Origin of the sequence: Antarcticirhabdus aurantiaca (assembly GCF_009765365.1) — a bacterium.
Lineage (GTDB): Bacteria > Pseudomonadota > Alphaproteobacteria > Rhizobiales > Rhizobiaceae > Antarcticirhabdus > Antarcticirhabdus aurantiaca.
In genome coordinates this window covers 71,910-83,420 of the sequence record NZ_VTOM01000023.1, presented here as the reverse complement: position 1 = coordinate 83,420, position 11,511 = coordinate 71,910, and the positions used below count along the sequence as shown (strand labels likewise).

Here is an 11,511-nt window from a genome sequence, read left to right as displayed (position 1 = left end):
AGCTTCCAGGATAGCCGCGTAAGCCGTTGATCAAGCTACGATGTCGCTCCATTCCTGCTTGCATGAGCGCTGTTCGACCACCTTTCGTCACGAATCCGAAGAAGAACCGGTCTGCGATCACGAACGGATCATGGATCCTGGAGGGCGTGGATAACCGCAAGCCAATGGGCCGGCGCTACCGGGACCTGTGCATGAGCTTCGCCGATGACCTCGGCGGGGCTTCCAAGCTGAACCCGGCGCAGGAGACGACCATCCGGCAGCTCGCCGCGGTGATCGTCGAGAGCGAGAAGCTCCAGGCCGCGATCGTGAAGGGCGAGGCTGTGAACCACGAGCAGCTGGTGCGCCTCTCCAACCTCCAAGCCCGGTTGATCCGGCAGCTCGGGATCAAGTCGGCCGGATCGGCATCCTCCGAGCCCGACCTCGCCGCTTATCTCGCGGGTGCGTCCGAGTGAACATTCTCAAGGCGGCGGAGGACCCGAAGCTCTTCGGTCCCTGGTTCAAGGATCGAGCCACTTGGACGGCCTGGCGGGCGTTCCTGGCTGCTCTCTTCGGCGAGCCCATGTCCGAGGATGAGGCCGCCACCTATCGCGCCTGCACCGGGCGGAAGGTGCTGCCGACGGTGCCCACCAATGAGGCGTGGCTCGTCATCGGCCGGCGTGGCGGTAAGAGCTTCGTGATGGCGCTGATCGCCGTCTACCTCGCCTGCTTCAAAAGCTATCGGGAGTTCCTTGCCCCGGGTGAGCGGGCCACGGTCCTGGTGATCGCCACCGACCGCCGGCAAGCGCGTGTGATCCTGCGCTACGCCAAGGCTATGGTGGACGGGATCCCCATGCTGAAGCGGATGCTCGAGAGCGATCCCCGCGCTGATGGATTCGATCTGAAGAACCAGGTGACGGTCGAGGTCGGCACGGCCACCTTCCGCGGCACGCGCGGCTATGCCTTCGCGGCGGTGCTGTGCGACGAGCTCGCCTTCTGGAACACCGATGACGCAGCCGAGCCCGACTTCGAGATCCTTGACGCGATCCGCCCGGGCATGTCGTCGATCCCGACGTCGGTGCTGCTATGCGCCTCTAGCCCGTACGCAAGGCGTGGAGCGCTGTGGGACGCCTACAAGCGGTTCTATGGCGTCGATGGTGCGCCGCTCGTCTGGCAGGCTTCCACGCGCACGATGAACCCGACGATCCGACAGGAGGTGATCGACCGGGCGATCGATCGGGACGCATCGAGTGCAGCGGCCGAGTACGGGGCGCAGTTCCGGACGGACATCGAGGGCTTCATCAGCCGCGAGGCGGTAGAGGCCTGCGTGGCGACCGGCGTTCGTGAGCGCGCTCCCTTGTCCAGCCAGCGCTACACCGCCTTCGTGGATCCCTCTGGCGGATCAGCCGACAGCTTCACTCTGGCGATCGGGCATATGGAGAACGCCGTCGCGGTCCTCGACGCCCTGCGTGAGGTGAGACCGCCCTTCAGTCCGGAGGGCGTCGTCGCCGACTATGCCAAGCTCCTGAAGGCCTACGGCGTGACGAAGGTCCAGGGCGACCGCTATGCCGGCGAGTGGCCGCGGGAGCAGTTCCGGAAGCACGGCATCGACTACGAGCCGTCGGCGCGGCCGAAGAGCGACCTCTATCGTGACGTTCTGCCCGCGCTGAACTCGAAGAAGGCGGACTTGCTGGACCACGACCGGCTGGTGGCGCAGTTCGCCAGCCTGGAGCGACGTACCAGCCGAGGGGGTCGGGATAGCATCGATCATCCACCGAACGGCCACGACGACGTCGCCAATGCCGTGGCAGGCTGCCTGGTTGGGCTGGTAGGTCAGACGGCACCTACTGTGGCCATGTTCCTGAGTGCGAGGCATCGCTCCGGCTCCGGAGATGGCCGATGACAATGAAGCAAGCCGCGCTATCGGTTCTGATGCGCCCTGAGGAGGTAATCAGCCTCAAGGAGGCTGTTTTTCGGACCGGCAAGAACGAGAAGACGATACGCCGGTGGTGCAAGGAGGATGGTATTGGAAGACGCACCTCGCCTGGGGCGCCATGGGAAATCAGCGCCGTAGCGCTTGAAGCCAAGCGCTACGGCGATGTTGAAGCATTAAGATCTCTCAGGTCTGGCGAATTTCGTTCTGAGCATGTCCATAGATATGCCAAATACCTGGGGCTGACGTAGCCTCCCCCGGCGGCCTACCAGATGCACGCCTCATTCACGAACCACTTCTGCCCAGTCTGCAGCGTACCAGTGGCTGATACACAGCTTCTTCTGCAGCCAATATTATACTCCTCTTCTGTTCTGCCGCAAAATTCTGTATTCTCGCAGGTTTTGGTCTGACGATCACCTGCAATATTCGAATGCAAATCGATTCGGCGTATTGGCTGACGAGGACCACCCCGACCCTGAGTCACGTATGCTTGATGTTCGTGCTTCGCATACACGAGAGCGCATTGCCCTTTAACTTCGACAGTGAGGAATAGCTGGGCAGGAGCGCTCAAGAAAGATCTAAGGTCCGCATCCTCGGTTTTCAGCGGTATCGAAATCTTAGCTGATCCTTCCTGAAGCGGCAGCGTGTCCTCAAGCGGCGGCGCCTGCGCGAATGCGACTGTTCCACACAAAATAATCAGGAGAGTTCCGATTGCTGCTCGCATGGCTACTACCTTCGGGTTCCGATGATAAGTAAGCTTGTGCGTTGCTGTACCGGAAGGCTGCTCCTCCCAGCATGTCAGGCGCACGATTCTGTAGAATGCGGCATGCTGTCTGTGTCCGGACATGCCCACTAAACATGTTTATTCATGTCTAGTCTACTGCCTCCATCAACGGAGGCATTCATGGCTTCAGCCCAGCTCTTCCTGAACGGCGCCCGCGTCACGCGTGAGTTCCGCGACGCGCTCTTCGACCAGGCCAATCGCGCCGGCATCACGCCCAACGAGTTCGTCATCACCGCTGCCGCCGAAAAGCTGAAGCGCTCGGGCGCCGAGTTCCCCGGCATCTTCCATCGCGGCGACCTCGACATGGTCGGCGTGGATCGCGCCGCCTGATCTGCGGAGGACACGACCGTGCATCACTTCATAAACGCACAAGCCGGCGCCCGCCGGCAGGCTGACGACGAGGCAATGAAGGCCTCATTCAACCTCCTGAAGAGCAGGATCGAGCTGGCGTGCAATGTGCTCCGAGCGTCAGGTCGGGGTTCCGTCGCCGACCAGCTCATGGCCTCCTTCTCGCCGATCCACAACGCGGTCAGCGAGATCACCGCGGCCACCAATGGCCAGAAACCTACGACAGCAGGCTACGGCTTCCGCCTTCCGAAGGCTGACGACTGATGGACATCGTCGCCCCGCTCACCCCCGACACGATCCGCGCCCGTCTCGCCGATATCGGCCGACAGGAGAAGGCGCACTCAGCCCGCGACCTCGACGCTGAACTGGCGGAGGCGATCCGCACCGGCGCCGACGTCGACGCGATCGAAGAACAGCACCTCCAGGCCGAGCGCTTCGCCCGTCGCCTGCGCGTCGAGCGCACCGCTCTGGAGGCAGAGCTGCCGAACGCGGTGCGACGCGAGGGCGAGGCCATGCTTGCCGCCCTCGTCGAAGAGCACGGCCGTCTTGGCGAGGACGCTCAGAAGCTTGTCGACCAGATGTGCGAGATGTGGCCCGCCTTCATGGAGCGCGTCGAGGCATGGCGCGCCATCCAGAACCGGGCAGAGGAGCTTTCCAGGCAGACGGCCGACCTGGCACGGGACACCGGGGCGAAGCAGCCCGAGCTTGGGTACTTCAACAGCAAGCGCCTCGTCGAGGTGGCGGCCTCTCTCTTCCGTCAGGACTGGTCGCCAGTGGTGACGGCCGAAAAAGGCGTCCAGGCCGGCCACGACTACAAGCCCCACCGTACGGTGCTCGACTGATGCAGATGGCGGCCGATGCCCCTTCCTCCTCGGCCGTTGCGCCGCTCGCCGCACGGGTTCCCGCGGCGGGCGGCCCTTTCCCTTCGGAGATCGTCATGACCCAACCGGAAGAGCGCCACCGCCGCGCCGCCGAGCGTGCCGAGAAGATGGACCGGAAGTGGTTCAGGCTTCACCCGCTGGCATGGATGCGCCTTCGCGACAGCGTGCCCTTCGAGGATGACCGCTCGCTTGAGGAAGGCCACGTGAAGTTCCCCTTCACGATCGTGGCCCTGGACCGAGACACTGGCACCATCGAGCGCCGCCGGTTCTACGCCCACCAGCGCCCCGACAGTGACGCGGCGTCCCTGATGGCCCTCTGGGACCTGATCGAAGAGCTTCGCGCGCAGGACACGGACGGCGTAGGCCGAATGGAGCCCTCCGACAGTCAGGTGGCCGCCTTCGAGGCCAGGCGCCGAGATGTCGCCGAGAAGTACCCGGATGCCGCTCGGCTCATGCAGGCGCGCATGGGGGCGTTCGGATGACCCAGACCTTCGCCGCCGACGTCGCCAAGCAGGTCCGCGAGATCGAAGCGGCCATGGTCGCCGTCTTCAAGACCGCCGTGCAGACGACCGTCGGGCAGATGATCGAGCCCGGCCCGTCCGTGGCCTCGACCAAGAAGGCGATCGCCGCCGGCATCGGCTCCACCGGACGCGGGAAAAACCGCCGGCAGCTCTCGGGCCCTGTGGCCCGCACTGGCGGCACGGGCCGGCTCCCCGTGGATACTGGTTACCTACGAGCGAGCTTCATGCTGTCGGAAAGCACGCCCCAGGTGCGGGTCATGCCTCCCCAAGATCCGACGAAGACGTACGACCTCGACGAGGTGGCCTACGAGCTCGTCCTCCTGAACGCGAGCGGGGACAAGCCGATCTTCGCCACCTTCTCCGCCAGCTACGCCGCGGCGGTCGAATACGGCACCGAGGGGCGGCCGGGCACGGCCTTCATCTTGATGGCGGCCCAGCGGTGGCAATCCAACGTCGACGCAGCCGTGGCCGAGGTTCGAGCAAAGGGAGGCCTCCGTGCCTGATCTCGCAGCCCTTCGGGTCAGCTTCGACCCCACCGGCCTCCAAGCAGGTCACACTGCTCTGCAGTCGGTCGTCCGCACTGCGGATCAAGCCGGGAAGGCCGCGGACGCCCTCGGGCGCGGCATAGAGCAGGCGGGCCGCAAGACAGAAACCGCCAGCAAGGCCGTCGACGCGCACACGCGCATGATCGAGCGCCAGCTCAAGATGGAACGCGACCTTGAGCGCCACCTCAAGGGCACCGGCGGCATGTACGAGCAGCTTGCCCGGGAGATGGCGAAGGTCGACGCCGCGACCGTGGCCGCGTCCGGTGGGCTGACCTCGATGGGCGCCGCCGCGAAGGTGGCGAACGACAATATCCGCCTGACCAGGGGCCAGGTTCAGGGGCTCGGCTACCAAATCAACGACGTCGGCACGATGCTGGCAATGGGCGCGAGCCCGTTCCAGGTGATGGCCTCGCAGGCCGGTCAGGTCGTCCAGGTGCTCGGCGACGGCCCCCGCGGCGTGCGCGGCTCGCTCATCGCCATGAAGAACGCGGCCATCGCTGGCGGCGCCTCCCTGGCATCCGCCCTCGGCCCCGTTGGCATCGCGGTCGCTGGCGTCACAGCCGCGGTCGGCGCGCTCGCCTATGCCTTCCGCGACAGCTTGCCGGACGCCGCGACGGTGCTCGAGCGTCACAGTCAGATCCTGGACCGGGTGACGTCGCAGTACGACGACCTGAAGACCAAGCTGGAGGCCATCGGCGAAGCGGAGCAGGCCATTGGCCTTCGCGTCGAGTTGGAGATTGATCGCCGGGACCTTGAGCGGCAGATCAAGGCGGAGATGCAGAACGTCGACGTCGGCTTCACCGATCGCTTCGCGACGCAGTTCGAGTTCGGCTTCAAGGACTTCGACGAAGGCTCGACTAAGCGCCTCTTCGACCCGATCCGTCAGCAGGTCGACACGCTCCGCGAGGCGCTGAAGCGCGGCGAGACGGACGCCGTGATCCCGTTCCGCAAGCAGATGGAATACCTGCATGAGGTGGCCGGCGACGACCAGGAGATGCGCACCGCCATCGAAGCCGCGCTCGAATATACGAAGACGCTGGCCGGCCTCACGGCGCGGGCCGATGAGGCCTCGCTCGCACTGGAGCGCATGGGGATCGCCGAGAAGGGCGGGCGCCTACGCACTCCCACCCGGGACCAGGAGCGGGGCCTGATGGACCGCATGGACCCCGAGGGCGCGGAGGACATCCGCAAGGCCCTCAAGGACCAGGCTGACGCCCTAACGGAGACCACGACGCGGCGCCGCACGGCCCGCACCGAGGCCGAGCGGTACAGCGATACCCTTGAGCGTCAGAGGTACGCCATTGAGCGAGAGGTCGACAGCCTTCGGGCGCAGGTCGACGGCTTCGGCATGACGGAGGGCGCGGCGGCGGCTCTGCGCTTCGAGATGGGCGCACTTGCCGAGGCTCGCCGCGCCGCTGCGGCCGCCGGGCAGGTCGTCACGCCCGGCCAGATCGCCGACATCAAGACGGCCGCCGGCGAGATCAGCACCATGACCGACCGTCTGGCCGCCCTCAACAAGGAAAAGGCTCTGACCGACCGCCGAGCGGAGTTCATGGCCAACCTCGATTTCGAGACGTCCATCGCGAAGCTTCCCGAGGCCGAGCGCAAGATCGCCGCCCCCCTCCGGGACATCGGCATCACCTTCGAAGAGGAGACCGGCGAATGACCGCCCTGAACGCAATCCGCTACGACGATGCCGCCGTCATCCTGACCGATGGCGCCTCCTACGACCGCCAGGGTATCGTCCGGCGGATCGGTCCGAAGTGCCAGACGATCAAGGGACCGAACATCGTCCTGGCGGTATCCGGGGCCTCGGCAGGGCACAAAGCACTTGCCCGCCTTCTGGCCCGAGACTTCGAGGACATCGATCACATTTCGGCTGAGGGCGGGGCGTGGTTCCAGGACTGGCACGCGGTCTATGCCGACTTCCTCGAGGAGCAGGGCGGACGCGAGATCCTGGTTGCGATGGCGGGGTGGTCGACAGACCAGGACCGCGCCCGCCTCGTCATGTTCGCCAGTGAGCTTGAGCAGCCCTTCGGGGAGCCGGCGACGATCCGAATGCCGCTGATGGGCGAGGCGCCGATCGACCGCTCGCGCTTCGATGTCATGCGCGACGGCGTCGCTCTGGTAGAGCGTCAGCGCCTTTACCGCGGCGAGGCCGAGTCCGACGCGGATCGTGCGAGCGGCAACCTCGTCGTCGGCGGCCACGTCATGCTGACGCTCGTTCGACGCACCGGCATCACCCACCAGATCCTCAAGACCTGGCCGGAAGACCGTGTCGGCCACCCCATCCGCCCCGCCGCGGGGATGCCGGCGGCCTCGGCCTCCAACGTCATCCCCTTGCCCGCACAGAACCGCGCCGAGCGCCGCCGGCAGGCGAAGATGACCCGCGAATGCGCGGCCTGACTCCCCCACGACCAAGGAACCACCATGACCGACCTCTCCGACCTCTCCAAGATCTACGACCGGCAGGACGAAGGCGCCGATCTGGACATCCTCCACCCCGTCACGCAGAAGCCGATCGGCCTGACGGTGAAGGTACTCGGCTACCAGGGCGTGAAAATGCGCGCCTGTCAGAACGAGGTGACGAACGAGCGCATCCGGAACCCGAAGCGCTTCCGATCCGCCGAGGCTCTGGAGCGCCAGGCGCAAGAGCAGATCGCCGCCGCGGTGGCCGGCTGGACGTGGGCCGACGGCGTCACCCTCAACGGCGAGCGCCCCGAAGCGACGCCGGAGAACGTCCTCGGCCTCATGAAGACCCTGCCCTTCGTCGCGGACCAGATCGACAGCTTCGCCGCCAACATGGCGAACTTCTCGGACTGATAATGACCCGGTTGTGGCCGCATCTGGCAACGGCTGCGGCCTTCAGGAGGGGGATGTGCGGATCCTATCCTCACCTGCGGCGACGATGCTGTTCGTAGCGGGGTTGATTGTAGCTTCGCCATAAGGGCATCACTGCTTCGAGCGTGCGTCGCCGGCTCCTGATAGCCTGCCGGCGGCGCGCGCCCCGCCCGACAGCAGCTGAGCCGACCTCGTGAAGATCCTGCCAAACAGCTCGTACATCGTGCTGACGATCGCCGTGCTCATCATGGTGGCCGTCCTCATCGGGGCGGGTGAGCTCACCTGCTATGCGCCGAGCCAGGATGATCCTGTCCGTGGTTGGAAGACATGCATCCTCTTCCGGCTGTTCAAGGAGATGCAGACCCTCGTTGCCGGCATCATCGCTCTGCTGGCTGCCATGCTGGCACTGCGGCCCGTGTGGATGCAGCTCGGTCGCATGGCCCAGCAGAACGAGATCGCCTCTCGGGAGATCATCGCCGAACGCCTTGCAGCTCTTGAGATGCTAATCGCAGAAGACCGAGAGAGAATCTCGAGAACACTCAGCAATTTCGATCATGCTTTCGACCAAGAGCATGGATCATTTCGCCGTCCCCTTGATATGCAGTGGGTGCACAACCGCGAGCATGAAATAGCATCCACCTTCAGAAACCTCCGGAACTCACAAGCCTTAATGCTTGGAACTGATCGCATTGAGGCCCAAAGGCACCGGATCATTTCCTCCCTTGAACTACTCAATAGATGTCTTGGCACAATCATTCAGCCGGTTCACTTCTACCCGCCTGACGAGTATTGGCCCGGTGAAGATCGCTACGCGGAGATGGAGGAGGCAGCGGCGTTCGCAGCAGATGAGCTTGACGGACGATGGTCGGACGCTGTGGCAGCCTTCCTGCAATTCGAGGAACTTGCAGAGGAGGAGCTCAGCGCCATCCGCCGGCGGATTCGCCAGATCGATGATATGGTTGTTCGTCAGCAGCCGTGACGCCCTTCGGCTCACGAGGCGGCCGACACGAGGCTGCTGAGGGACGCTAGAGGTGGCGCTCAGGCACAGCAGGAGGAACGTCGACCATGATGAGGATTGCTCTTGCCGTCGCCATGCTCGCAGCCAGCCCTGCCGCCGCTCAGCAACTCCTGCCGCAGAAGTATCGTGGCGCCGACGGCAAATATGAGATGTGCATCAAGCGCCACGTCATCGAGCTGCGGCAAGCGCGCGGGAAGCCGATGGAGCCTCTCGACGAAGTTGCCAGCGCCACGGTGGCCTGCAAGCGCCTGAGATCGCCAGCGGCCGAGGACGTGATCGCAACCATCATGGAGTGCGGCGTAGCGGTTGGTGACGGGAGCGCGGATCAGGGTTGCCCGCAATAGGCGCGATTGCACCGTCTGGGTCCCGTTTGGTTTTTAGATGCCGGCCCGTCTCATACGGGCAATCCGGTAGGTATGTCGATCATCCCGATTCGGCACGCGGACGGTGCGAACGGCTAGATCAACCAGCCATGTTTCGCCGATCACTCCTGGTGGAATCCGACCGTCAGCATCAGCGACGCCTTCCAGACTCAACTCTGTAAACGTGCCACGGACTGTCGGATCGCCGTTGGACGGGTGGAGTTCGAAGCGATGAGCATCTGGCAGAAGGTAGAGCCGACCTTGAATTTGGACGTTCCGATCCTCCGTGATCGCCAAGCCATCGGTCCGTTCGCGAGCTCTGGTGACGCTGTCCCGCATCAAAGAGAAGTCACGCGTATCTTCCACCAACCTGATGGTCGCACCTGCGTCATCCAGAGTGTGAAAGAAGTTCTTGAGCGCGGTGAGCAGCCGGTTGTCGAGGCTCTCGAGCCCTGCCTCGAAAGCTTCCTCGTCCGGCGCTCCGAGCCTGTAGATAAGGTCGACTACCTCTGCAACAGCGTGCTTCAGCCCGCTATCAACGAGGTCGGCATCACCGTTCTCTTCCATGACGAAGCCGAAAGAGCCTCTGACCACATCCGTGACTAGAAGTTCGGATTGATCGCGACGAGGTAGCCGTCCACGGGAGCCGACAGCGCCATTCGTCGCGCCGTACTTTGTCGACACCAGCATCTGAAACTGTTCGATAGCCTTGCTGCCGAAGGTCGCGTCGATCCCGCGCGATCCCAGCACCGGCTGCCCGCCGAAAAACAACCCGACGTTCGCGGTCGAGACATGCAGATCGGCAAGATCTTCGATCTGTCGCGTGAGTTCATCTCGACGATAGCTGAACTGCAGGAAGCCGATAGGATCCTCTTCCTCCGTCCTGGCTCCGAGGAGAGAGCTTACAGTTTGGAGGTCTGCCTGAAGTGCTTGCAATTCCAAACGTTTAAGCATCATCGTTCACCTACACAAAGAGCCGAGCGATGGCATCATTCGCTGGATCGAGGGGAACCTGCAGCATGCCCTTCCAGAGCGACGTCTGGCGTCGATGCGAGAAAAGACCATACCAGTAGCAGATATCATTGACCAGAAGCACCTTATCGAGTTTTCCGAGGTCGATGAAATAGCCGTCTACTTTATGCTGTTGCTTCAGCCGCTGGGGATCGAACAAGTGGAGGTTTTGCTGAACAAACGCGCGGAAGTCCGCCAGGGCGATCGCGGGTCGATCGGCAATCGTGACAACGTCAATGTCCCGCGGCGCTCGACCTTGCTGCGTTTCAACATCCTCTACGAAGCTGCCATCAAACCATTGCACGCCACTGGTGAAACCAGCTTGATAAAGCTCCTGCCGGTAATTGAGTACGCCTGAGAGGATCGCTCGGCGTTCATGTGTCTGTGAGAAGCGGGCTACCACTTGGGGCATGTCGGCGATGTAAGGCGACATGCCCGTGCGCTGCGTCGGATCCGCGCCAACGAATGGCGGCAGCACACCGGACTGGTTGAATCCAGGTATCATTCGACTGCTGCGTCCCCCTCACTCATCCGGATTTATATGGAAGTGGTCACCGATTTCCTACAGCCAATCGGACGCACCCCGAAGCTGTAAGCAACCGGGTGCCGATGGCAGCTCAAAGCGATCCCAGCGCCTCATCTCCGTGCCTTCCGCCTAGCGCGTGTGGTGCTATGTTACCGGGCATCTCGCGCGGGGATCCCACATGCTCGAATCCACTGACCGCTTAGCCGCCATCTGCGCCGAGGCTGGCATCCGCATCGTGCCGACATCTCGCCGTCGCCGCCCCGGCGAGACACATGCTCGCGGCGCTCTGACCGAGATCCTGACCGAGCACGGCGAGGCGCACCTTCGCTTCGTGCTCCACTGCCTGCGCGAGAGCGAGCACAATTGCGAGGCGCTTTGGAGCGAGGTCATCGCCTCGGTCTCGGACGTGCTGATCTCGTGTCCCGCCTGGCGCGCTGAGCCAAGGGCCTTCCAAGCCGCCCTCAACCGCATCGACCTCGAGAAGGCGCGCCTGCGGGCCGTGGAGTGCCGTCCGTGGCCGGTAAGGGGTTCGCTGCGCGCGCTTCTCTATCTGGATCTGGAGAGGCTGCTGTGGCCTGATCCCGGGAAGATGGTCGCCGAGGCGGCGTAACGTCCGTCTTCAAACCCAGGAGCAATCATGGAGTGGGTTCGCGCCACCGTGGCGCAAACCCCATCAAGTGCCGGGGGCCACTAGTTCGAGGTCGTCGCCGCCGGAGCGGCTGCGGGTGCGGCTCCCGGTGCGGCGCGGTCCGTTGTGGTGCCTGC

General features: G+C 64.0%; 16 protein-coding genes. 14 read left to right on the top strand and 2 right to left on the bottom strand.

Going from position 1 to position 11,511, the window contains the following annotated elements:
* Positions 1–191: 191 nt before the first annotated feature.
* From FZN60_RS29035 to FZN60_RS22795, 13 genes are all read left to right on the top strand, one after another.
* Positions 192–452 (top strand): hypothetical protein, encoded by a 261-nt coding sequence (locus tag FZN60_RS29035; protein WP_246727081.1) that lies wholly within the window; start codon positions 192–194, stop codon positions 450–452.
* The gene (locus FZN60_RS22850) at positions 449–1,879 is read left to right on the top strand and encodes a terminase large subunit domain-containing protein (protein WP_246727080.1); all 1,431 of its coding nucleotides are present in this window, start codon (positions 449–451) and stop codon (positions 1,877–1,879) included. The genes FZN60_RS29035 and FZN60_RS22850 overlap by 4 nt, the downstream gene beginning before the upstream one ends.
* Positions 1,876–2,160: a hypothetical protein gene (locus FZN60_RS22845; protein ID WP_158875831.1), complete on the top strand. Its 285-nt coding sequence runs from the start codon at positions 1,876–1,878 to the stop codon at positions 2,158–2,160. Before FZN60_RS22850 ends, FZN60_RS22845 begins: the two co-directional genes overlap by 4 nt.
* 653 nt (positions 2,161–2,813) lie before the next feature.
* Complete coding sequence (locus FZN60_RS22840; protein ID WP_246727079.1) at positions 2,814–3,023, top strand: hypothetical protein; 210 nt, start codon at positions 2,814–2,816, stop codon at positions 3,021–3,023.
* Positions 3,024–3,041: 18 nt separating this feature from the next.
* On the top strand, positions 3,042–3,305 hold the full coding sequence (locus FZN60_RS22835) for a hypothetical protein (RefSeq protein WP_158875829.1): 264 nt from the start codon (positions 3,042–3,044) through the stop codon (positions 3,303–3,305).
* A complete protein-coding gene (locus FZN60_RS22830; RefSeq protein ID WP_158875828.1) occupies positions 3,305–3,883 on the top strand; it encodes a hypothetical protein in 579 nt (192 codons plus the stop codon). The genes FZN60_RS22835 and FZN60_RS22830 overlap by 1 nt, the downstream gene beginning before the upstream one ends.
* Positions 3,883–4,404 carry a hypothetical protein gene (locus tag FZN60_RS22825; RefSeq protein ID WP_158875827.1) on the top strand — a complete coding sequence of 174 codons (522 nt, stop codon included), beginning with the start codon at positions 3,883–3,885 and terminating at the stop codon, positions 4,402–4,404. Before FZN60_RS22830 ends, FZN60_RS22825 begins: the two co-directional genes overlap by 1 nt.
* Entirely contained in the window at positions 4,401–4,946 is a 546-nt protein-coding gene (locus FZN60_RS22820; protein ID WP_158875826.1) for a hypothetical protein, read from the top strand. Before FZN60_RS22825 ends, FZN60_RS22820 begins: the two co-directional genes overlap by 4 nt.
* Positions 4,939–6,654: a phage tail length tape measure family protein gene (locus tag FZN60_RS22815; protein WP_158875825.1), complete on the top strand. Its 1,716-nt coding sequence runs from the start codon at positions 4,939–4,941 to the stop codon at positions 6,652–6,654. The genes FZN60_RS22820 and FZN60_RS22815 overlap by 8 nt, the downstream gene beginning before the upstream one ends.
* On the top strand, positions 6,651–7,394 hold the full coding sequence (locus FZN60_RS22810) for a hypothetical protein (protein ID WP_158875824.1): 744 nt from the start codon (positions 6,651–6,653) through the stop codon (positions 7,392–7,394). The genes FZN60_RS22815 and FZN60_RS22810 overlap by 4 nt, the downstream gene beginning before the upstream one ends.
* A gap of 24 nt (positions 7,395–7,418) precedes the next feature.
* Positions 7,419–7,811, top strand: a complete 393-nt coding sequence (locus FZN60_RS22805) for a hypothetical protein (RefSeq protein ID WP_158875823.1) — start codon at positions 7,419–7,421, stop codon at positions 7,809–7,811.
* Positions 7,812–8,022: 211 nt separating this feature from the next.
* Positions 8,023–8,808 (top strand): hypothetical protein, encoded by a 786-nt coding sequence (locus tag FZN60_RS22800; protein WP_158875822.1) that lies wholly within the window; start codon positions 8,023–8,025, stop codon positions 8,806–8,808.
* 86 nt (positions 8,809–8,894) lie between these two features.
* A complete protein-coding gene (locus FZN60_RS22795) occupies positions 8,895–9,191 on the top strand; it encodes a hypothetical protein (protein ID WP_158875821.1) in 297 nt (98 codons plus the stop codon).
* Positions 9,192–9,224: 33 nt separating this feature from the next.
* On the opposite strand, the gene FZN60_RS22790 is transcribed toward FZN60_RS22795, so the two are convergent.
* Entirely contained in the window at positions 9,225–10,163 is a 939-nt protein-coding gene (locus FZN60_RS22790) for a hypothetical protein (RefSeq protein ID WP_210253430.1), read from the bottom strand.
* Positions 10,164–10,173: 10 nt separating this feature from the next.
* Positions 10,174–10,725 carry a DUF6932 family protein gene (locus FZN60_RS22785; protein WP_158875819.1) on the bottom strand — a complete coding sequence of 184 codons (552 nt, stop codon included), beginning with the start codon at positions 10,723–10,725 and terminating at the stop codon, positions 10,174–10,176.
* Between the two features lie 199 nt (positions 10,726–10,924).
* Here FZN60_RS22785 and FZN60_RS22780 point away from each other — a divergent pair, with 199 nt between their 5' ends.
* The gene (locus FZN60_RS22780) at positions 10,925–11,356 is read left to right on the top strand and encodes a hypothetical protein (protein ID WP_158875818.1); all 432 of its coding nucleotides are present in this window, start codon (positions 10,925–10,927) and stop codon (positions 11,354–11,356) included.
* The last annotated feature ends 155 nt before the right edge of the window (positions 11,357–11,511 follow it).

Coding starts and splice junctions, on each gene's coding strand:
- FZN60_RS22810 (WP_158875824.1), top strand. CDS start 6,651: ATGACCGCCCTGAACGCAATCCGCTACGACGATGCCGCCGTCATCCTG.
- FZN60_RS22830 (WP_158875828.1), top strand. CDS start 3,305: ATGGACATCGTCGCCCCGCTCACCCCCGACACGATCCGCGCCCGTCTC.
- FZN60_RS22845 (WP_158875831.1), top strand. CDS start 1,876: ATGACAATGAAGCAAGCCGCGCTATCGGTTCTGATGCGCCCTGAGGAG.
- FZN60_RS22780 (WP_158875818.1), top strand. CDS start 10,925: ATGCTCGAATCCACTGACCGCTTAGCCGCCATCTGCGCCGAGGCTGGC.
- FZN60_RS22840 (WP_246727079.1), top strand. CDS start 2,814: ATGGCTTCAGCCCAGCTCTTCCTGAACGGCGCCCGCGTCACGCGTGAG.
- FZN60_RS22805 (WP_158875823.1), top strand. CDS start 7,419: ATGACCGACCTCTCCGACCTCTCCAAGATCTACGACCGGCAGGACGAA.
- FZN60_RS22795 (WP_158875821.1), top strand. CDS start 8,895: ATGATGAGGATTGCTCTTGCCGTCGCCATGCTCGCAGCCAGCCCTGCC.
- FZN60_RS22825 (WP_158875827.1), top strand. CDS start 3,883: ATGCAGATGGCGGCCGATGCCCCTTCCTCCTCGGCCGTTGCGCCGCTC.
- FZN60_RS22785 (WP_158875819.1), bottom strand. CDS start 10,725: ATGATACCTGGATTCAACCAGTCCGGTGTGCTGCCGCCATTCGTTGGC.
- FZN60_RS22790 (WP_210253430.1), bottom strand. CDS start 10,163: ATGCTTAAACGTTTGGAATTGCAAGCACTTCAGGCAGACCTCCAAACT.
- FZN60_RS29035 (WP_246727081.1), top strand. CDS start 192: ATGAGCTTCGCCGATGACCTCGGCGGGGCTTCCAAGCTGAACCCGGCG.
- FZN60_RS22820 (WP_158875826.1), top strand. CDS start 4,401: ATGACCCAGACCTTCGCCGCCGACGTCGCCAAGCAGGTCCGCGAGATC.